The sequence below is a fragment of the Nocardia sp. NPDC049526 genome, assembly GCF_044465765.1.
In the GTDB taxonomy this organism is placed as follows: domain Bacteria; phylum Actinomycetota; class Actinomycetes; order Mycobacteriales; family Mycobacteriaceae; genus Nocardia.
In genome coordinates, this window is record NZ_JBITMA010000005.1 from 630,434 (window position 1) to 651,707 (window position 21,274).

Here is a 21,274-nt window from a genome sequence, read left to right on the forward strand (position 1 = left end):
CACAACTCCATCGCACATCATCGGAATCTCCCGTCGAATGTCCTTGCGGCGCCGCTGCTTCGGGAGGCGGCGGCGACAATGTCATCGGCCAGGTCCGCGACGCCGCGCTCCAGCGTGGCTGCCTCGGCGGCGTAGCTTGCCGCCCCTTGGCCTGCAGCGGCCTGCGGCGACTGGTGCCCGGCAGGCGGCCGCTCGACCGTGGGATCCGGCGGCAGATGTTCGGCGGCAATCTGCATCCCCAGCCGCTCGAGTAGCAGCTCACCCTCCGCGAAGCAGCGCGCGACATCGGGTTCGATATCGGCGAGGGCGTATGCGGCCGAGAACCCCGCCTCATGCAATCGCTCGAGGGGCAGCGTATTCCGGCCACAGACAGCGATGACCGGCACGCCCGCGAACCCGGCGGCAGTAGCGACACCGGCCGGTGCCTTGCCGTACAGGGTCTGCTCATCGAGCATGCCCTCCCCGGTCACCACCAGATCCGCACCGGCCACCTGCTCCGCGAAACCGACCAGCTCCAAAACCAATTCGATCCCGGGACGCAGCCGAGCACCGAGCACCGCGACAGCCGCGAACCCGACCCCGCCCGCCGCACCGGCACCCGCGCGATCACGCAGATCGTTGCCGGTGGCGACCGCGATGCAGTCCGCCCAATGGGTCAGCGCCGCATCGAGCACTTCCACTTGGTCACCGTCGGCACCCTTTTGCGGACCATAGACGGCGGCCGCACCGCGCGCACCGGTGAGCGGATTGTCGACATCGCACGCGACGGTGACCTCGACGCCGCCCAGCCGTTCCCGCACCGGCGCAAGGTCGATCCTGTGCAGTCGAGCCAATGCCGCACCGCCGTCGACGATTTCGGCCCCATCGACATCGAGCAGTCGCGCACCGAGCGCCGCGAGCAGCCCGGCACCACCATCGCTACCCGCACTGCCGCCGATGCCGAGCACCACCCGCAGGCAACCCGCATCGATCGCCGCGGCGATGACCTCGCCTGCGCCCCGGCTGGTGGCCGTCATCGGTGCGAACTTCCCGCCCGGTAGCCGAACGAGCCCGGATACGTCCGCCAGTTCCACGACGGCGATATCGTCGCGGCGGGCATACGCCGTGCACACCGGCTCGCCGGTGGGGCCGGACGCGGTCACCAGGACCGCCTCGAAACCCGCGGCCAAAGCGGCGGCGACGGTGCCGTCCCCGCCGTCCGCGATCGGCACCACCGACACCTCGGCACCGGGCCGGACGCGGTGGATACCGGCGCGGACAGCGGCACCGACCTGCGCGGCGGTCAACGACCCCTTGAACTTGTCGGACGCGATCAGGACTCGAGTCATGTCGGGTCAGTCCAGCTGGGCGGTCGCGGTCGGGACGTCGGCTGCGGACTGCGCCAGTTCCTCGAATTCGACGATATTGTCGATCTCCAGTCCCATCGACACATTCGTCACCCGTTCGAGAATGACCTCGACGATCACCGGCACCCGGAACTCGGTCACCAGCTTCTTCGCCTCATCGAGGGCCGAACCGATCCACGCCGGATCGAATACCCGAATCGCCTTGCAGCCCAGCCCTTCCGCGACCTTCACGTGGTCGACGCCGTAGCCGGCGAGCTCTGGGCTGTTGATATTGTCGAAGGCGAGCTGCACGTAGTAGTCCATGTCGAACGCGCGCTGCGCCTGACGGATCAGGCCCAGGTACGAATTGTTCACCACGACATGGATGTACGGGATATTGAACTGCGCGCCGACCGCCAATTCCTCGATGAGGAACTGGAAGTCGTAATCACCCGAGAGTGCAACCACGGTGGCATCGGGATCGGCCGTCGCGGCACCGATGGCCGCGGGTACGGTCCAGCCCAGCGGCCCGGCCTGGCCCGCATTGATCCAGTGCCGCGGCCGGTAGACGTGCAGCAGCTGCGCCGCCTGGATCTGCGACAGACCGATGGTGCTGACGTAGCGCACATCGGGCCCGAATGCCTTGTTCATCTCCTCGTAGACGCGCTGCGGCTTGATCGGCATATCGTCGAAGTGCGTCTTACGCAGCCCAACCTGTTTCCGGTTGCGGCACTGCTCGGCCCACACACTGCGATCGGGCAGCTGTCCGGCCGCATCCAGTTCGCGCGCGACGTCGACGAAGACGCGCAGCGCGGCACCCGCGTCAGAGGTGATGCCGAACTCCGGTGCGAACACCCGGCCGATTTGGGTCGGCTCGATATCGACGTGGACGAAGGTGCGGTCCTTGGTGTAGGTGTCCACACCGCCGGTATGCCGGTTGGCCCAACGGTTTCCGATGCCGAGCACAAAATCGGATTCGAGCAGGGTGGCATTGCCGTACCGGTGTGAGGTCTGCAATCCGACCATGCCCGCGTGCAGCGCATGATCGTCGGGAATCGTGCCCCAGCCCATCAGCGTCGGCACCACCGGCACACCGGTGAGTTCGGCGAATTCGACCAGCAGCGCCGCGGCATCGGCATTCACGATGCCGCCACCCGCGACGATCAGCGGCCGCTGCGCCGCATTCAACATCTCGATGGCCTTGACCGCCTGCGCCCGGGTCGCGGCCGGGCGGTGCACCTCGAGCGGCTCGTAAGTCTCGATATCGAACTCGATTTCGGCGAGCTGCACATCGATCGGCAGATCGATCAGGACCGGCCCCGGCCGACCCTCCCGCATCAACTGGAAGGCCTTTTGGAAGGTCCCGGGTACCTGTGCGGGCTCGAGCACCGTCACCGCCCACTTGCTCACCGGTGCGGCGATCGAAGCGATATCGACGGCCTGGAAATCCTCCTTGTGCAGCTTGGCCACCGGAGCCTGACCGGTGATGCACAGGATCGGAATCGAATCCGCGCCGGCGGAATACAGGCCGGTGATCATGTCGGTGCCCGCGGGCCCCGAGGTGCCGATGCAGACGCCGATATTGCCCGCGGCCGCCCGGGTGTACCCCTCGGCCATATGCGAGGCGGCCTCGACGTGGCGGGCCAGCACGTGCTTGATACCGCCGTGCGCGCGCATCGCGCTGTAGAAGGGGTTGATCGCGGCACCGGGCAAGCCGAACGCTTGTGTCGCACCTTCCTTTTCGAGAATCAGAACCGCAGCATCTACGGTGCGCATCCGTGTCATGGTCAGTTCTCCCGACCCGACAGCGCCTCGGTCACCTTCAGCAGGCCCGAGTGGTCCAATGAGCCGTGACCCATCGCGCGGGCTGCCGCGATCAGCTGCGCGGTCAGCGCGCCCATCGGGATCGACACCTCGGCGTCGCGGGCCGCTTGCAGGATGATGCCCATATCCTTGTGGTGCAGGTCGATCCGGAAGCCGGGCTTGAAGTCGCGCTTCAGCATGGATGCGCGCTTGAGTTCGAGGATCTTGCTGCCCGCGAGCCCGCCCGCCAGCACGTCCAGCCCCTTCTCGGCGTCCGCGCCCAGGTTCTCCATCAGCAGGATCGCCTCGGCCACCAGGGCATAGGTGCCGCCGACGACGAGCTGGTTGGCGGCCTTGACCACCTGACCGGCACCATTCGGTCCGACCAGTGCGAAGGTCTTGCCGACCGCCTCGAAAATCGGTGTGGCCGCGGCGAAGTCGGCCTCGTCACCGCCGACCATGATCGACAGCGCGGCATTGATCGCGCCCGGCTCACCACCGGAGACCGGGGCGTCGAGCACCCGCAGCCCCTTCTCGATGCCCCGCTCCGCGGTCGAGCGCGCGGTCTTGGGCGTGATGGTGGAGAAGTCGATGTACAGCGTCCCGGGCGCGGCATGCTCGAGCACATCGGCGAAGACCGCCTCGACGTGCTCGTCCTGCGGCAGCATCGTGATGACGATGTCCTTGTCCCGCACCGCTTCCGCGACACCGGACGCGGCCGAACCACCCGCCGCCTTCAGCTTCTCGAGTCCGGCCGGGCCGATGTCGTAACCGGTCACCTCGTGCCCGGCGGCCACGAGGTGACCCGCCATCGGGCTGCCCATGATCCCCAAGCCGATAAAACCGATCCTGCTGACGGCTCCGCCGTGCCCAAGGGGCGCTGTGCCTTTGATTCGCTCGCTGCGCTCGCTCATGCCATCCACTTCCAATCCAGCTCGGGGTCTTTGTATTCGAGGCCGATCCAGCCGTCGTAGCCGCTCTCGGCCAGGGTTTCGAAGAGCGCGGCGAAGTCGAGTTCGCCGGTGCCGGGACGGCCGCGGCCCGGATTGTCCGCGATCTGGACGTGGCCGAGCTGCGCCGCGTGCGTGCGGATCACCGAGTGCAGACCCTCGCCCATACGGGCCAGGTGGTACAGGTCGCAAAGGAACCGCACATTGGGCTCACCAGTCTGCTCGATGATCCGCACGGCGTGCGCGGCGCTCACGACCGGATAGTCCGGTGACTCGAAGGAATTGAGCGCTTCCAGCAAGACGGTGGCACCGATGGCACCGGCCGCCTGTGCGGCGAGACTCAGGTTCTCCAGGGCGAGTTCGTCCTGCTTCTGCGGACTCTCGCCCTCGACGCGATTGCCGTAGAGGGCATTGAGCGCGCGGCAGCCCGTCTCCTCGGCGATACCGACCGCGACATCGATATTGTCGCGGAACCGGGTGACCTCACTCGGAACGGAGACCAGACCGCGCCCGCCAGCCGGGATCAGGTCGATGAAGTTCAGCCCGACCAATTCCACACCGGCATCGCGGATCGCGCGCACGAACGCATCGATCTCCTTGTCCCCCGGCATCGGATTCTCGCCGAACGGCCACCAGAATTCGACGGCGTCGAATCCGGCCTGCTTTGCCGCGGCGGGACGTTCCAGCAGCGGGAGATCGGTGAACAGGATCGAGCAATTGACATCGAATTTCGGGGCGACGCCCCGGGCCTGCTTACTCATTCAGCTCCTTGACGGTATTTCTTCCAGCTGCCGATGGCGGTGATATCGATCAGCTCCGGATACGAGGTCGGCGCGCGGCGCAGCAGCATCGATAGGACCGAACGGCCGTCTTCGAGTTCGATCGCGCCGAGTTCGAGTTCCGGTGGTTCGGCAGGCAGCAGCCGCTGTCGCAGTACTTCCATGGGGATATCGAAGAGTTCACCGGAGATCGAATCGCCGCCGTCGGCGACGGGATCCAGCCCCGGGAACCTATCGCCGACCGAATAGAAACGGTAGCGCGGCGCGGTTTTCGCTTCGCCGGCGAAAGGCGCGCCGTCGAGCAGATGATTGAGTGGTTCGCCGCGCATGGCGGAACCGTTCAGAAATATCAACGGCATTCGGTGAATCCTTTGTTCGCAATTTCGTCAATTATGTGAGCCGACCGCAGTGTCGGAATAGCGGCGATTACCCCGAAGCCGATCGGATATCCCGAAGTCGATTTCGTAGGATGCTCCAGCCGCCGACGCGGTGCCGAAACCGCGCGCCCCGCGTACCAGGTGTACAGATGCACGGCGAGGTGCGCGGCTCACCAGACCGGGAGCAGGTCCCGGTGGATCGGTCCGCCGGTGGCGGTCAGCGGTTGGGCCGAGCCGCCGCGGCGCACCGCGACGATCTCGGCGGCGATGGAGACCGCGGTCTCCGCTGCGGTCCGCGCGCCGAGATCCAGCCCGATCGGTGAATGCAATTGGGCCAGTTCCGATTCCGTCATACCGGCGGCGCGCAGCCCGGCCATGCGGTCCTCGTGGGTGCGACGGGAACCCATCGCGCCCACATAGGCCACCGGCAGGCGCAGCGCCACCTCGAGCAGCGGAATATCGAATTTGGCGTCGTGGGTGAGCACACACAGCACGGTGCGCGAATCGACCTGTGTGCGTGCGAGATAGCGGTCCGGCCACTGCACGACGATCTCGTCGGCATCGGGAAAACGCGCACGCGTCGCGAACACCGGACGGGCATCGCAGACGGTGACGTGGTATCCCAGGAAGCGGCCGATCCTGGTCACAGCGGCAGCGAAATCTATTGCGCCGAAGACGATCATGCGCGGCGGAGGTACATACGATTCTACGAAGATGTCGACTTGGCTTGCACCACAGCCGATCTCGCGCACTCCGGTGGTGCCGGTATCGAGCATGGCTCTGGCCTCGGCCACGACGACCTCGTCGAAGGCGGCGCCGACGGTCCACCAGGACCCGATCGCCATGGCAGCACCGGTTTTCAAGTCCCGTATCAGCGCGACCGCCTCGTCGGTGCGCAGGATCGCCTCGATCGCGACCCGCCCGACCGCGGTGATCCGCTGGACGAAGACCTCGAGTTTTCCGCCGCAGGTCAGCCCGACCGCGAAGGCGTCGTCATCGCTGTATCCGAAGGTTTCGCGCACCGGCTGCCCGGTACGCAGGACCTCACGGCAGAGTTCGTAGACCGCGCCCTCGACACAGCCACCGGAAATGCTTCCGATCACAATGCCGTCGGCGTCGACCGCCAGCGCCGCGCCGGGCGGCCGAGGGGCACTTCCGGTGACGCCGATGACGGTGGCCACGGCGTAATCCTTCTCCGCCGCATGCCATTTCCGCAGTTCTGCCGTGAGGTCGCGCATGGTGCTATCCGCCCAGGAGTAGTTCGATGGCCGAGATGCCGAAGTAGCCGGCGAAGACGAGGCTCACCACCCCGATCAGCCAATGGATTTCACGGAATTTGCCGCGCGCCAGCTTGATCACCACGTACGCGATCAGGCCCGCGCCGACACCGTTGGTGATGGAGTAGGTGAACGGCATCAGCACGATCGTCAGGAAGGCGGGCACCGCCACCTCGAGGTCGTTCCAATCGATCTTGCGGGCCTGGGTCATCATCAGCGCACCGACGATAACCAGCGCCGGGGCGGCGGCCTGGATCGGGACCACGGCCGCGAGTGGGGTGAAAAATACTGCGAGGCAGAACAATCCACCGGTCACCAGGCTGGTCAGTCCGGTGCGGGCGCCCTCACCGACACCCGTCGCGGATTCGACGTAGACGGTATTTCCGGCGCCGCCGCTGACACCACCGATGACCTGCGAGATACCGTCGATGGTCAGCACCTTGCCGATACCCGGCATGGTGCCCTTCTCATCGAGCAGTCCGGCCTCGTCGCAGACGCCGAAAACCGTTCCCATGGCATCGAAGAATCCGGTCAGCACCAGGGTGAACAGCACGACCCCCGCGACCAGCCCGCCCGCCTCGGCGAAACCGCCGAAGAGGTCGATATTCAGCGCCAGCCCGAAATCGGGTGCGGCGAAGAATCCCTTCGGCTTTTCCGGCACCACCGGCCCCCAGGCCTGCGGGTCGATCTTCGCCAGCGCGTTGACGACAATGGCGAGCACGGTCGAGATGGCGATGCTGATCAGAATCGCACCGGGCACCTTGCGGATGAACAGTGCCAGCATCACCAGCAGGCCGACCGCGAAAATCACTACGGGCCAACCGGATAGGTGACCTCCGGCCCCGAGGGTGACCGGCGGACCGGTCTGCGCGCCATGTCCGACCACCCCGGCCGAGACCAGTCCGATCATCGCGATGAACATCCCGATCCCGACGCCGATCGCATTCTTGAGACCGAGCGGGATCGCGTTGATGATCATGGTCCGCAGGCCGGTCGCGGCCAGGATCACGATGATCACGCCCATCAGGACGACCAGACCCATGGTCTGCGGCCAGGTCATATGCGGTGCCGCCTGGAAGGCGACCACCGGAACCACACCGAGTCCGGCGGCGAGCGCCAACGGCACATTGCCCGCCACGCCCATCAGGATCGTGCTGAGTCCCGCGGAAAACGCGGTGGCCGTGGTGAGTTGAGCGATGCTCAGCTTGTCACCATTGACATCCGCGACGCCGCCGAGATCAGCGGCACCAAGAGAATGACGTATGCCATGGCGACGAAAGTGGTAATGCCGCCACGGATTTCGCGGGACACGGTGGTTCGGCGTTCGCTCAGCCGGAAGAACCGGTCGAGCGCAGACCTACCTGCTACCGGCTCTGGTGTGCTGGGCTTGGTCTGAATCTGGGTCATTGGCGTGCCCTCCTCGGGGCGTAGCCGACCTACGGTCCGGCGGCTGTCCTATTGGACCGGGGCCGGACCGCACGGTTCGGGTACTGCTGTTGTGGAGTCTCTCCGGCCCATTGGAACCGGCTGCCCCTGTTGATCAACTGCTCCGGATGATGTCTTCCGGTCGCACCGGCACTCGGTTGATGTGCCCGTTTCCACCCCGTGATCGGCAGGCGTCACGGATCGCCGCGGCGATCGCGGGGGTGGAGGAGAGCGTGGGCGGCTCTCCGGCGCCGCGCAGCCCGTAGGGGGCGTGCGGATCGGCATTTTCGAGAATCTCCAGCCGCTGTGACGGCGTATCGAGAATCGTCGGGATCAGGTAGTCGGTGAAGGACGGGTTGCGCACCTTACCGTCTTTTACCTGGATTTCCTCCATGACCGCCAGGCCGAGCCCCTGGACGGAGCCGCCGTGGATCTGCCCCTCCAGGGACAGGCGGTTCATGATCTTGCCCACGTCCTGGACCGCGTCCAGGGAGACGACCTTGACCAGGCCGAGGTCTGTGTCCACGTCCACCACCGCGCGGTGTACGCAGAGTGCCAGTTGGGTGTGGCTATTGCCTTGTCCTGTAACGGGATCCATGCCGGTGGTCGGCCGGTGGTGGTACTCGCGGGTCTCCTCGATAACCCCCTCATCCAGGACATCGACGATCGCCGCGAGCACCTCCCCGGTGCGCGAAACCACCTTGCCGCCGACCAGTCGCAATCCCGACATGGCACCGAACTCGGCCTGGGCCAAGGCGAGTACGCGCTGGCGCACGGCCTCACAGGCCGCCTTCACCGCGCCACCGGTCATATAGGTCTGCCGGGAGGCGGACGACGAACCCGAGTCGCCGACCTGGTTGTCGGCCGGGTGAATGGTGACCCGTTCGATGCCGAGTTCGGTGCGCGCGATCTGCGCCTCGACCGTCACCAGGCCCTGACCGACCTCGGCGGCCGCGGTGTGCACCAGCGCAACCGGTTCTCCCGCAATGACTTCCAGCCGCACCCGAGCCGTCGAGTAGTCGTCGAAGGCCTCGGAGAAGCAGATGTTCTTGATGCCGACGCCGTAACCGACACCACGCACCACGCCCTCGCCGTGCGTCGTCTGCGATGCGCCGCCGGGCAGGTTCCGGATATCCGATGCGTCCAGTTCCGGGGGCATCGGCATATCGCGCAGTTGTCCGAGCATTTCGGCCATCGGCGTCGGCGCGTGCAGCACCTGGCCGGTCGCCAGCTTGGACCCCTGCGACACCGCATTGATCTGGCGCACGTGCACCGGATCCAGATCCAGCGCCTCGGCGACCTTGTCCATCATCGACTCGTGTGCGAAACAGGCCTGTACCGCGCCGAATCCGCGCATCGCACCGCACGGCGGGTTATTGGTGTAGATGCCGTACGCGTCGATCTCGATATGCGGAATCTCGTACGGCCCCACCGCGAGCGAGGATGCGTTGCCGGTGACATTCAGCGTCGCCGAGGTGTACGCGCCACCGTCGAGGACGATGAGAACCTTTGCGTAGGTGAGCTTTCCGGCATCATTGGCACCGTATTCGTAGAGCATCTTCGCCGGGTGCCGGTGCACGTGCCCGAAGAACGACTCCTCGCGGTTGTACATCATCTTGACGGGCTTGCCGGTGCGCATGGCCAGCATGCCCGCGTGAATCTGCATGGACAGGTCCTCGCGGCCGCCGAAGGCACCGCCGACACCGGCCATGGTCATGCGGATCTGGTCCTCTGCCAGGCCGAGACACGGCCCGATCTGGGACAGATCGTTGTGCATCCACTGAGTGGCGACGTAGAAGTCGAGTCCGCCGTCCTCGGCCGGAATCACCAGGCCGGATTCGGGGCCGAGGAATGCCTGGTCCTGAATGCCGACCTCGTATTCCTCGGTGATCACCACGGTGGCCAGCGCGCGGCCCACGGTGATATCTCCGACGCGCACCGGCTGATGCCGGGCGATACCGCCGCGCTCCTGCACCGCGAGCCGTTTCGGGGCGGAGAGCACCGCCATCGGATCGGTGATGGGTTCCAGTACCTCCCAATCGATTTCGATGGCATCGAGGGCGCGCCGGGCGATCTCGGGGTGGTCGGCGGCGACCAGGGCGATGGGCTCACCGTGGTGGCGCACCTCGCCGATGGCCAGGACCGGCTGATCCCAGGTGTGGTCGAGGCCGTACATCTTGCGGCCGGGCACATCCTCATGGGTGAGTACGGCGTGCACACCGGTCATGGCCAGTGCGGGCGCGATATCGATGCTGCGGATGATCGCGCGCGGATGCGGGCTGCGCAGGGTCGCACCCCAGAGCATGCCGTCCATCCACAGATCGGAGGCATAGGCGAACTCGCCCTTGACCTTCAACGTGCCGTCGGGGCGCAGCGGGCTCTCCCCGATGCCGCCCTTCCCCGGCGCGGCGACCTCTTCGGGGAAGCGGGTGGTCCGTGGAACAGTCATCGTGCCTCCTGTCGCATCAACCGTTTCCGGGCCGCAACACCCGCCCGGCCGACGACATCCTGTGCGACGGTGCGCAATTCGTCGTTCTCCACGACGGTGCGCCCGCCGACGAGCAGCCGGGTAAGTGGCGGTGTCGGTCCGAAAACCAAGGAGCAGACCGGATCCTCGATCGCCGAGCGGAAGCCGTCGACGCGCCAGATGGCGAGGTCGGCGAGTTTGCCGGGTTCGATACTGCCGATCTCGTGGTGGCGGCCGAGATTACGGGCGCCGCCAAGGGTGCCGATCTCGAGCGCCTGGCGGGCGGTGAAGGCGGTCGGCCCGTTGACCGCGCGCTGGAACAGCATGGCCTGCCGCATTTCGCCGGCCAGGGAAGTCAACTCACTCGACGCGGCGCCGTCCACGCCGAGTCCGACCGGCGCACCGGCGGCCACCAGATCGCTGACGCGGGCGATACCCGCACCGAGTCGGGCGTTGGAGCTGGGGCAATGGGCCGAGCCGCTGCCGGTTTCGGCGAAACGCCGGATATCGGCGTCGTGCAGGTGCACCGCGTGCGCGAACCAGACGTCCTCGCCGAGCCAGCCCAGCTTTTCCATATATTCGACCGGGGTGCAGCCCATCTGCTCGATGCAGTGCTCTTCCTCATCGAGCGTTTCGGCGAGATGGGTATGCAGCCGAACACCTTTGGCGCGCGCCAGTGTCGCGGAGTCGATCATCAGCCCCTCGCTCACCGAGAACGGCGAGCACGGGGCGACCGCGACCCGCAGCATCGAATCGAACGACGGATCGTGGTACTTATCGATGACTTCGGCAGTGTGGGCGAGGATTTCGTCTCGACTCTCGACCACCTCGTCCGGCGGCAGACCACCGTCCTTCTGCCCGCGGTCCATGGAACCGCGGCACGGATGGAAGCGCAGGCCGATCTCGCTCGCCGCGCGCACCTCGGCCTCGAACAGGTCGCCGCGCCCCTTGGGGAAGATGTAGTGGTGGTCGCTGCTGGTGGTGCAGCCGGTCAGCGCCAGCCAGCCCAGGCCCGCGGCGGCCGCGCCGTAGACCACGTCGGCGTCCATCCGCGCCCAGGTGCGGTAGAGGCCGGTCAGCCATTCGAACAGGGTGGAATCCTGGAACAGGCCCTGGCTCGCCCACTGATAGAGGTGGTGGTGGGTATTGACCAGGCCCGGGGTCACCAAACAGCCTGTGCCATCGATCTTTTCGGCACCCGGCACGATCGGAGCCGGTCCCGCGCCGAGGGCTTCGATGCGGCCGTCGGAGATGACGACATATCCGGACGCGATCTCGTCACCGACCACCGGTGCGATATAGGCGTTCTCGATAACGGTCTGCCTGCCAGTCACCCGGCCACCGCACCGCACCGAATCGCTTCGCGATGCTGTACTCATCGGCCCGCCTTACGTGCCGCGGCCAGTCGTACCGCGTCGAGGATCTTCTCGTATCCCGTGCAGCGGCAGAGATTTCCGGCGAGCGCCTCGCGGATCTCCACATCGGAGGGATCGGGATTGCGTTCGATGAGATCGTGCGCCTGCACGATGAGTCCCGGTGTGCAGAAACCGCATTGGACCGCACCGGCCTCGACGAATGCCTCCTGCATCGGATCGAGTTTCGCGCCGTTGGCCAGCCCCTCGACGGTGCGCACCGAGCGATCCTGCACCTGACCCGCGGCAACGAGACAGGAACACACCGGCGTACCATCCAAATAAACTGTGCACGAACCACATTCGCCTTGCTCACAGGCGTTCTTGGAGCCGGGCAGGCCCATGCGCTCGCGCAGCATATAGAGGAGGCTCTCGCCTTCCCACACATTATCGACGGTCTCTTGCGAGCCGTTCACGTCGAAGGTCACACGCATCAGGCTGCCCTCCTTCTTTCTGCTAGGTAGTCCGTCCACGCCCAGGACAGGGTGCGGCGGGCCAGTACCGTCAGGGCGTGCTTGCGGTATTCCGCGGTGCCTCGAATGTCATCGATCGGCTTGGCGGCGGCCGAGACCAGCTCACCGAATTCCCGGACGACATCGAATGGCAACGGGACCGGGTCATCCCAGTCCAGCGCATCGGCGAGGAACTGCTCGGCCGATGTCGCGCGCAGCGGCGTCGGTCCGGCGGATCCGATGCCGGTACCGACCGTGCGGGTGTCGGGTTGCAATGCGATCGAGAACGCGCAGACCGCGATGACCATGGCATTGCGGGTGCCGACCTTGGAGAAGTACTGGGGCCCGGTGGCGGGCTGGATCCGGATGGCGCGGATCAGCTCGTCGGGCTCCAGGGCGTTCTTCTTCACCCACACGTAGAAGTCATCGATCGGGATCAGGCGGGTGCCGCGCGCGGCAGACTCCACCTCGATCACCGCATTGCCCGCCAGCAGCGCGGGGTGGGCGTCACCGGCCGGGGACGCCCCGCCGAGATTGCCCCCGACCGTGCCGCGATTGCGGATCTGCGGCGAACCGACCGTGCGCGAGGCCTGCGCCAGACCGGGCAGTTGGTGGTTGAGCCGGTTGATGATGCGCACATACGGGACGCCCGCGCCGATCCGGATCCAGCCGTCGGGCTCGGTCGAGTAATCGAACAGGTCGCGACAGCGGTTGAGATCGAGCAGTGCCGCCGGACGGCCGTGGTCGAAGTTCATCTCGACCATGACATCGGTGCCGCCCTGGATGGGTTTGGCCGCCGGATCAGCGGCCTTGAGCTCGAGCGCCTCGGCCCAGGTATCGGGTCGTAGGAAATCCATCGTCACTCCCAGGCCGGTCCGGGCGCGGGGGCGTCCTCGGTGAGTACGGTGCCCTCGATCAGGCCGTAGGGGCGGTCGGCGGCGAAGAACACCTCGTTGTCGTTCTCCAGTCCGAAGCCGGACAGATCCACGACGAAGTGGTGCTTGTTGGGCAGCGACAGCCGGACCTCACAGACCTCCGGGACCGCACCGATCACCCGGTCGCCCATGGCGTAGAGGGTCTGCTGCAGCGAGTAGCTGTAGGTATCGGCGAATGCCTCGAGCAGCGCACCGCGAATCTCGCGGTAGGCCTTGTCCCAGTCCCCGGGCTCAGTCGCGAAACGCCACTCCGCATTGACCTCGGTGGCCAGTACGCGGTCGTAGGCCTCCTGCAGTGTCGTGTATCTGTCCTTGATGTAGCCGTGGAACTCCGAACCGGTGGAGTTCAGCACCACCAGACCCGTCAAACCCGAGACCACCCAGGCGTTTTCGCCGTCGTAGTGCACCCGCGAGGTGCGCGTCTCCTGGCCGGCGCGTACGAACGAATACTGCTTGTCGCCGGGTCCGACCACGATGCGCTCCCAGGCGTACTCCTCCAGGGAGACCCGAGCGTGGTGGATGGGCGGCTGGGAATCGACGAAATGCCGTGCCAGCAAAAGACCGAATGCTTCCGGCGAGGTGATGCCGTGTTCCTTGGCGAAGGCGAATACGGTGTTCTTCTGGGTGTCGGTCGGCAGGACTGTCGCGTTGTCACCGGTCAGGTGGACCTCGTCCATATCACCGGATAACGCCACACCGACGTTCAGATCCCGGATCTCGTGGACGCCACCGGTTTTCGTCACCCGGACGACCCGGCTTTCCGCTTTGCCGTATCTATTCGGCCCGAGCTTGATCGACATGGTTCAGCTACCTCGGTAGGTCGAGTAGGAATAGGGACTGAGCAGCAGCGGCACGTGGTAGTGCTCGGCTGGGTCGGTGACGCGGAAGTCGATGGTCACCGACGGGTAGAACGGACTGAGGTCACCGGTTTCGAAAATCAGCCGGTGGACACCGATTTCGGGCGCGGGCAGATCCTTGATGCGCCCGTCGTCGTCGGTGCGGCGCTCGGCGAGCACGGAGCCGTCGGCCTTTTCCAGCCGCACCGGCAGCCCCGCCGCCGGGCGACCGGATGCCGCGTCGAGCACGTGAGTAGACAGACTCACCTGTCCTCCAACAGCTTTCGGATCCGCAGCCGGGTGATATCGGCGAGTTCGCGTTGGGTCGCGATGCGCTCGCCCTCGGCGGTATTCGCCAGGCGCCTGCGCAGTTCGGCGCGGATCTGCTCAGCGGAGCGGCCGGCGGCGCGAATCAAGAAGACGTGTCCGAACCGCTGCTCGTAGGCCAGGTTGCCGGCGGCGATGTCGTCGAGTGTCTGCCGGTCGGCGCTCGCGGTGCCGGACTGCTCACCGGCCGACCATTCGGCCTCGCGCTCGTGCGTGCCGGCCTTCGCCCGGTCACCGATGCGCGGATGCGCGGACAGCGCCTCCTCGATATCGGGCCAACTCAGCTCCCGTACCCCGGCGACCGCGGCGGCCATCAGGCTCGTGATGTCCACGTAGGGCCGGTGCGCCGCCACCTTCTGCGCCCAGACATAGGAGGCGCAGCAGGTCAGCAGTTCCGCCTCGGCCTGGTCTGGAGGCAGCGAGTTGAGCCATCCGATCTCACCGGACATCCGATCTCCCATCGAGCTTGTTCTGGTGCTGGGAGTAAGTACACCCGCCGTTCATCTGCGCTGCTAGGACCCAGAAATCCGAAGTGTGCGTCAGTTCACAAGGGCTCGTTTGTGTGAATATCCAAAGCGTCGCCGGGAGTGCGCGACCTGGGCTGTTAGCCTCGGCAACTGTGCGACTTAGATCACTTCTGACCATGAACCTCGGTCTCGAGCTCGTCACCGGCGAAGAAGAGCTCGACCGCTTCGTGCGCTGGGTAGTGACCACCGACATGCTCGATCCGAGTCGCTACCTCTCCGGCGGTGAGCTCGTCCTGACCGGGCTGCAATGGCGACTTTCGCCGCAGGACAGCGAGATCTTCGTGCGCGCGCTGGCCCAGGCCGGAGTCGCCGGACTCGCTGCCGGTGACGCCCGTTACGGCGGCGCTCCGCCCGACGTCGTCGAGGCCTGTGAGCGGCATCGGATACCGCTGTTCCGTGTCCGCGAGGATATCGCATTCGCCCAGGTCACCGAGACATTGACCCGCAATCTGTCGACCGGGCGCGCTGCCGACCTGACCGCCATCCTCGACCGCCACCGTCAGCTCGTTTCGGGTACCGGGCTGGGCTCGGTGCTCGAGCTGATCGAACGTGATCTCGGGATGCGCTGCTGGGCCGTCGCGTCCACCGGACGCGTGGTGGCCGGACCCGCCGCACCGCCGCCGGTCGAGGTCACGGCCGCGTTCCTGAACGCTCGCCGTCTCCCCCACGTGCTGGTCCAGGACAAGGCGCGCTACTCGCTGTTCGCCGTCGACGAGCACAGCACCTCCCGCGCCGCCGACTGGTTCCTGGTCTTCGAAGGCGACTTCAAAGACTGGCCGGAGGAACGTCGCGCACTGACCGGCGAGCTCGCCGCGGTCGTATCGCTCGAACGCGCCCGACTCGACGACCGCCAGAGCGCCGAGGGCCGCCTCGCCCAGGAACTCATCGAACTGATCGTCTCCGATGCCAAACCCGCCGAAATCATTTCCCGCCTCGAGCTGACCGGCCTCGGTCCCGCCGAAACCTATATCGCGGTGGCGGCTGGAGCAGATGCCTTGCGCCCCGGCGAATTACGCGTTCTACTGCGCGAAATCCTCTACGGTAAAAGGCCGGCCGCTGGTGTGGTCGACGGTGAAGCCATCGCCCTCATCCCTGCAGACGGCTCCGTCATCAGCGAAATCCACCGCGCCGTAACCGCTTTGGAGCCCGGACTACAGGGGGCTCACCTCTCGATCGGTGTCAGCGGCATCGTCGACGGCGAAGGTCTGCGCGGTGCGGTAGAAGAAGCCCGCTACGCCCGCCGCCTGGCCGCCGACCGCCCCACCCCCACCACCGTCGTCGGCCACGACGAACTCGCCACCCATATGCTCCTGCTGGCCAGCGTCCCCGACGAAGTCCGGCGCATGTTCCGCCTGCGCCTGCTCGACCCGTTGAGCAGCTACGACCAGGAAAACCGCGCCGACTTGGTGCACACCTTGGAAACCTTCCTCCAGGTGTCCGGCTCGTGGACCAAATGCGCTGAGCTACTTCACGTTCACGTGAATACCTTGCGCTACCGTATCCAACGCATCGAGGAACTGACGGGCCGCGATCTGTCCCGCCTCGAAGACCGCGTCGACTTCTTCCTCGCCCTCGCCCTCCGCTGAAGGAACCCATGGACAGCACGGATCTATACATCCCGACTCGGCTCGGAACCTTGCACGTCGTCACAACCGGGCACGGCGATCCGCTGGTGATGTGGCCGAGCCTGCTCATGGACGCCGGGCTCTGGGACGCTCAGATCGCCCACTTCGCCGAGAATTACCTGACCATTGCGGTGGACCCGCCCGGCCACGGAAAATCCGGTCCGCTCACCCGCGGCTTCACCTTCGACGACTGTGCGGGCTGTGTGGTCGACATCCTCGACCACCTCGAACTATCGCGGACCCACTTCATCGGAAACTCGTGGGGCGCCATGATCGGCGGCACCTTGGCCGCTGAATATCCGGACCGCGTCCGATCCGCCATCTTGATGAACGGCACGGCCTCACCGGCTCCGAGCAGTCAGAAACTGCAGTACAGGGCGCTGCTGATCATCGTCCGCATCCTGCGCGGCATCCGCCCGCCGCTGACTCGATCGGTAGTGAGCGCCTTCCTCGGGCCGACCACCGAAGCCACCCGCCCCGATGTCGTGCGCCGGGTCCTCGATACCGCACGCCGCAATGATCCGAAATCGGTCGCTCACGCCGTGCGATCCGTGGTGATCGAGCGCCCGGACCAACGCGATCGCTTCGCCGCGATCACCTGTCCCACGCTGGTCGTCGGTGGCCGCGAGGACCGCACCTTTCCGGTACCCGAACTGGAGACCATGGCTCGGTCCATTCCGGGCGCGGAGCTGGCGGTCATCGAGGATGCCGCGCACCTTGCCGCCGCCGAGGTTCCCGAGGTCGTCAACCAACTGGTCGAAACCTTCCTGCCGAACTGCGCCGAGGCGCACTGACTCGCGCCGGTCTTGCGTACCGCCGCGCTGCGGCGAACTATTAGCTGTGCGGTGGCCGTGTTCGCGGGCCGTGCGGTCCGAGCACCCTCGGTGGACCACGACGCGTCAGCCTCGCTTCAGAGCGGAGTGATTCCTCCGCACTAGGAGGACTCGATGTTCATCCAAGTTATTCAAGGAAAGGTTTCCGACGCCGATCGGCTACGTCGGTGTATGGATCGGTGGACCGAGGAATTGCAGCCGGGAGCCGTCGGCTATCTCGGGACGACCAGCGGGTTGTGCAATGACGGAACGTTCATCGCATTGGCGAGGTTCGATTCCGAAGAAGCGGCGCGCCGCAATAGCAATCGCCCGGAGCAGGGCGCGTGGTGGGCCGAGACCGAGCAGTGCTTCGACGGACCGGTGCAGTTCATGGATTGCCCCGAGGTAACGCAGTGGCTGGGCGGTGGCTCGGATCAGGCCGGGTTCGTCCAGGTCATGGAGGGCCATACCCGCAATCCGCGCCGCATGCGCGAACTGCTCGCCGAAGGCACCGAGCGCATCCACGAACTGCGCCCCGAAATTCTCGGCGGCACCCTGGCGACATATGGCAGCGACGGGTACGTCGAGGCCGTCTACTTCAGCTCCGAGGCCGAGGCCCGCGCCCACGAAAAGCTGGAGATTCCAGACGATCTGCGCACCCTGTTCGAGGAGGAAAGCGATCTCATGGGCGAAGTCGAATACTTCGACCTACACGAACCGATGCTGGTCTCCCGCCGCTGACCCGAGCCGTCGCATATCCAGTGATACCCGCGCACGGGCCGCTGTGCGCGGCGCCCACTGGCTATGCGACACCCTCAACCGATGCCCGCATTGCGCCAAGACAATTCGGGCAGGCGTTCGATGTCGGTGGTCGGCGCTAGCGTGGCGGTGTGAACCGTACGGATCGGCTGTATGCGATCGTCGAGGAGTTGCGGGCGGTGGCGCCGCGGATGCGGACCGCGCGGGAGTTGGCGCAGCGTTATGAGGTGAGTGTTCGCACGATCGAACGCGATATCGCGGCCTTGCAGCAGGCCAGTATTCCGATCTACGCGGATGTCGGCAGGCGTGGTGGGTACGCGTTGGAGAAGAGCATGTCGCTGCCGCCGCTCAACTTCACGGCGGCGGAAGCGGTCGCACTCGCCGTGGCTTTGGCGCGCAGCGAGGCGACGCCCTTCGAGGAGGCGGGGCGCAGCGCGCTGCGCAAGATTCTCGGCGTGATGTCCGAGCGCAATGCGGCCGCCGCGCGCGACCTCGCGGCGCGGGTTCGGTTGCTGGATCCGGTGGATGCGCCACCCGTCCAGGCCATTCCGTCGGTCATCGGGCAGTCGATCGAAGCGGGACGGGTGCTGCGGATCAGCTATTCGGATCGCTTCGGCGCGGTCAGTGAACGGGAGGTCGAGCCGACGGCATTCCTCAACGGATCGCACGGCTGGTATCTCATCGCGTGGTGCCGGTTGCGTGCGGAGTCGCGCTGTTTCCGGCTGGACCGCATTCGAGCGGTGACCATGACAGACACGCCGATCTCGCCGCGCCCGCTCACCCCTTCGGATATTCCGAAGGACCTCGAACTCCGAATCGTCGCGCTGTGAGACGAAATCGGCGGGAAACACCGACAGGGGGTTGTCGCCGCGCCGGGTGATCGTGATCGGGCAAGACACACCGATACCCGAACGCGAGGAGACGACACGGTGAGCACTCCCCCTTTCAACACGGTTGCCTGGTTCCAGGTCGGCAGCGATAAGCCGCAGGAGGTCGAGAAGTTCTACGGCGATCTGTTCGGCTGGAGCTTCGCCGCCGATCCGAATGCCGATGGCTACAACTTGGTCAGCTACCCCGCGAGCGAGGCGCCCAGCGGCGGCATCTCGCACACCCCCGACGCCTCGGCCAATCACGCAACCTTCTTCGTACTCGTTCAGGATGTGCCGGCTACGGTCGCCGCCGCCGAAAAGCTGGGCGGAAAGGTGTCGGTCCCACCGGTCACCGGCAAGGACGGCCTCGTCTTCGCGCACATCCTCGACACCTCCGGAAACGACTTCGGCATCTTCAGCCCACCGCCGCAGTCGTGATCCGACGGGACCTCGGCCATCGGCCGGGGTCCCTCGGTCGGCTCGAACTTTGTTGTGGGGAGCCAATATAAGGCCACATCTCGAGTCCATCGCAATTCGGCAGCTATCCGGCTTATCGAATGGATAGCTGCCGAATGCGCGGGCTAGCCTCGAAGTCCATTGCGCTGCGCTATCGGATGCTGACGACCATCAATCGCGGTTGAACTCGAGAATCGAGGATCCCGATGAGCAATTCCCCGGGCTTCGGACCGCACGTGAGCCGCACACGATGGTCGGCGGCACTCGGCGCAGTGATTCTCGCGGCGGCCCTCAGCGGGTGCGCCTGTTCATTCGACGAGTATCCGGATGACGCGAGGGTGGCGGTCGAACAGTTCACCGAGCTGCTGAACAAGCGGGATGCGGATAGCGCCGCGAAATTGACCTCCCAACCGAGCAATGCCGCCACATCGCTGCGACAGGTTTTCGAGGGATTGGGCCCTGGCGCTCCGGACTTCCGTTTGTCGCAATTCATCGCATTGGATTCCGGGGAGGGCATCTTCGCCTTGCAGGGCGCGTGGGCATTCGGACGCGATCGAAACTGGATATATGACGCGCAGGGCACGGTCCGAAAGTTGGCTACCGGCTGGCGAATCTCCTGGGACCCCACCATCGCCATGCCACAGCTGGACAACACTCGCAAGGTCCACCTGGTAAAGGCCTACCCGACGCCGCCGCCCGTGGTGAAGGACAGTCTCGGACAGGCGTTGATGACCGAGCAGATCATCGCTGTAGTCCGGCTCGATCCCGCCCGCATCACCGATCCGGTTGCCACCACCGACGCGCTGGCGAAGGCCATCGAGCCGGTCGCCCCGCTGATCACCGGCGCGTCCTTGCGCGCGCAACTCGCCGCCGCCAAAGGTCAACCGGTCGTCGCGGTGAATCTGCGGCAGGACGACTTCGCGGTTCTCGAACCGGACATCACGCCGATTCCCGGGGTGGTGGCGCAGCCGCAGCCCCGGCTGATCTCTGCCGACCGGCGCATCCAATCCCCCATGCTCGACGCACTGCGCACGGTGTGGCAGGACAACCGGGACCGGACCGCGGGCTGGGCGGTGCAGCTATCGGGATCCGACGGGCTTCCGATCGCAAACATCGCCGGACAGCAGGGCACACCGGCGCCGGATGTGTCCGCGACCCTGGATCCGTACTGGCAGCGCGCCGCCCAGGATGCGGTCAACTACCTCGGGAATCCGGCGGCCGTCGTCGCGATCCGACCCGCGACCGGAGCCATTGTCGCCGCCGCCGAGAACAATGCGGCCGGCACGAACGAACCGGTGGCCTTCGCCGGGCTCGCCCCGATCGGCGGCACTTCCGAACTACTGCGGACGGCCGCGGCCACCATCGCGCACAAACCGCCCCAGAACGTATCCCTCGACGAGATCACCCAGGCCGCCCGCGCGCTCGGCCTCGGGGTCGATTTCGAGCTGACGGGTCTGGACAAGGTGAGTTCGCGAATCCCGGCCCCGGGGACCGAAGAGACCCGACGCGGCGGCCGGGCGAGCGAAATCCAGGCCAGTCCCTACGGCATGGCGATTCTCACCGCCGCCATCGCCAATGGACGCATCACCCCACCCATGATCGAAATCGGCCGCCCGGCAGCGACTTCCGCTGAATCGAGTCCCCTGCCCGCCGCGGTGGTCGACCAACTCCGCGGCCTGATCGGCGGCGGCGGATATGTCACCACAGCGGGCGGACAGGGCTGGCTGCTCGCCAATACCGGCGAGTTGGTCTTCGCGCTCCATGTCGAGGATCCGGACAGCAGCACCAGCCTTCGGAAAGCGGCCGAACGCATTTTCCATCCGGACCTCGGATAGGTCGACGGCTCACAGCCAACACCCAG

General features: G+C 66.2%; 19 protein-coding genes and 1 pseudogene. 6 read left to right on the forward strand and 14 right to left on the reverse strand.

Translation table 11 applies throughout. The features are described from left to right. Positions 1-17: 17 nt before the first annotated feature. The 14 genes and pseudogenes from ACIBW7_RS19495 to uraD form a co-directional block, all read right to left on the reverse strand. On the reverse strand, positions 18-1,328 hold the full coding sequence (locus ACIBW7_RS19495) for a glycerate kinase (protein ID WP_397048025.1): 1,311 nt from the start codon (positions 1,326-1,328) through the stop codon (positions 18-20). A gap of 6 nt (positions 1,329-1,334) precedes the next feature. After that, positions 1,335-3,110 (reverse strand): glyoxylate carboligase, encoded by a 1,776-nt coding sequence (gene gcl / locus ACIBW7_RS19500; RefSeq protein ID WP_397048027.1) that lies wholly within the window; start codon positions 3,108-3,110, stop codon positions 1,335-1,337. Between the two features lie 2 nt (positions 3,111-3,112). Beyond that, positions 3,113-4,042: an NAD(P)-dependent oxidoreductase gene (locus tag ACIBW7_RS19505; protein WP_397048032.1), complete on the reverse strand. Its 930-nt coding sequence runs from the start codon at positions 4,040-4,042 to the stop codon at positions 3,113-3,115. Further along, a complete protein-coding gene (locus tag ACIBW7_RS19510) occupies positions 4,039-4,839 on the reverse strand; it encodes a hydroxypyruvate isomerase family protein (RefSeq protein ID WP_397048034.1) in 801 nt (266 codons plus the stop codon). Before ACIBW7_RS19510 ends, ACIBW7_RS19505 begins: the two co-directional genes overlap by 4 nt. Further along, on the reverse strand, positions 4,836-5,216 hold the full coding sequence (locus tag ACIBW7_RS19515) for a gamma-glutamylcyclotransferase (RefSeq protein ID WP_040699294.1): 381 nt from the start codon (positions 5,214-5,216) through the stop codon (positions 4,836-4,838). Before ACIBW7_RS19515 ends, ACIBW7_RS19510 begins: the two co-directional genes overlap by 4 nt. A 188-nt stretch (positions 5,217-5,404) precedes the next feature. Beyond that, positions 5,405-6,472, reverse strand: a complete 1,068-nt coding sequence (locus ACIBW7_RS19520) for an XdhC family protein (RefSeq protein ID WP_397048036.1) — start codon at positions 6,470-6,472, stop codon at positions 5,405-5,407. 4 nt (positions 6,473-6,476) lie between these two features. Next, positions 6,477-7,918, reverse strand: a pseudogene (locus tag ACIBW7_RS19525) (NCS2 family permease). 133 nt (positions 7,919-8,051) lie between these two features. Beyond that, positions 8,052-10,385: a xanthine dehydrogenase family protein molybdopterin-binding subunit gene (locus tag ACIBW7_RS19530; protein ID WP_397048038.1), complete on the reverse strand. Its 2,334-nt coding sequence runs from the start codon at positions 10,383-10,385 to the stop codon at positions 8,052-8,054. Then, positions 10,382-11,782: an 8-oxoguanine deaminase gene (locus ACIBW7_RS19535; RefSeq protein WP_397048040.1), complete on the reverse strand. Its 1,401-nt coding sequence runs from the start codon at positions 11,780-11,782 to the stop codon at positions 10,382-10,384. The genes ACIBW7_RS19530 and ACIBW7_RS19535 overlap by 4 nt, the downstream gene beginning before the upstream one ends. Next, positions 11,779-12,249: a (2Fe-2S)-binding protein gene (locus ACIBW7_RS19540; protein ID WP_397034238.1), complete on the reverse strand. Its 471-nt coding sequence runs from the start codon at positions 12,247-12,249 to the stop codon at positions 11,779-11,781. Before ACIBW7_RS19540 ends, ACIBW7_RS19535 begins: the two co-directional genes overlap by 4 nt. Continuing rightward, the gene (locus tag ACIBW7_RS19545) at positions 12,249-13,124 is read right to left on the reverse strand and encodes an FAD binding domain-containing protein (protein WP_397048042.1); all 876 of its coding nucleotides are present in this window, start codon (positions 13,122-13,124) and stop codon (positions 12,249-12,251) included. The genes ACIBW7_RS19540 and ACIBW7_RS19545 overlap by 1 nt, the downstream gene beginning before the upstream one ends. A gap of 2 nt (positions 13,125-13,126) precedes the next feature. Next, complete coding sequence (pucL, locus tag ACIBW7_RS19550) at positions 13,127-14,002, reverse strand: factor-independent urate hydroxylase (protein ID WP_397048044.1); 876 nt, start codon at positions 14,000-14,002, stop codon at positions 13,127-13,129. A gap of 3 nt (positions 14,003-14,005) precedes the next feature. Continuing rightward, positions 14,006-14,305, reverse strand: coding sequence for a hydroxyisourate hydrolase (gene uraH / locus ACIBW7_RS19555; protein ID WP_397048046.1), 300 nt, complete (start codon positions 14,303-14,305; stop codon positions 14,006-14,008). After that, complete coding sequence (uraD, locus tag ACIBW7_RS19560; protein ID WP_397048048.1) at positions 14,302-14,814, reverse strand: 2-oxo-4-hydroxy-4-carboxy-5-ureidoimidazoline decarboxylase; 513 nt, start codon at positions 14,812-14,814, stop codon at positions 14,302-14,304. The genes uraH and uraD overlap by 4 nt, the downstream gene beginning before the upstream one ends. Positions 14,815-15,008: 194 nt before the next feature. On the opposite strand from uraD, the gene ACIBW7_RS19565 reads away from it, so the two are divergent. From ACIBW7_RS19565 to ACIBW7_RS19590, 6 genes are all read left to right on the forward strand, one after another. Further along, positions 15,009-16,478: a PucR family transcriptional regulator gene (locus tag ACIBW7_RS19565; RefSeq protein WP_397048050.1), complete on the forward strand. Its 1,470-nt coding sequence runs from the start codon at positions 15,009-15,011 to the stop codon at positions 16,476-16,478. A gap of 8 nt (positions 16,479-16,486) precedes the next feature. Next, positions 16,487-17,311 (forward strand): alpha/beta fold hydrolase, encoded by an 825-nt coding sequence (locus ACIBW7_RS19570; protein WP_397048052.1) that lies wholly within the window; start codon positions 16,487-16,489, stop codon positions 17,309-17,311. Positions 17,312-17,464: 153 nt separating this feature from the next. Then, entirely contained in the window at positions 17,465-18,070 is a 606-nt protein-coding gene (locus ACIBW7_RS19575) for a hypothetical protein (protein WP_397048054.1), read from the forward strand. Between the two features lie 149 nt (positions 18,071-18,219). Beyond that, on the forward strand, positions 18,220-18,918 hold the full coding sequence (locus ACIBW7_RS19580; protein ID WP_397048056.1) for a helix-turn-helix transcriptional regulator: 699 nt from the start codon (positions 18,220-18,222) through the stop codon (positions 18,916-18,918). Between the two features lie 99 nt (positions 18,919-19,017). Then, positions 19,018-19,395, forward strand: coding sequence for a VOC family protein (locus ACIBW7_RS19585; protein ID WP_397048058.1), 378 nt, complete (start codon positions 19,018-19,020; stop codon positions 19,393-19,395). Positions 19,396-19,619: 224 nt separating this feature from the next. Then, positions 19,620-21,248: an NTF2-like N-terminal transpeptidase domain-containing protein gene (locus ACIBW7_RS19590; RefSeq protein WP_397048060.1), complete on the forward strand. Its 1,629-nt coding sequence runs from the start codon at positions 19,620-19,622 to the stop codon at positions 21,246-21,248. Positions 21,249-21,274: the final 26 nt, after the last annotated feature.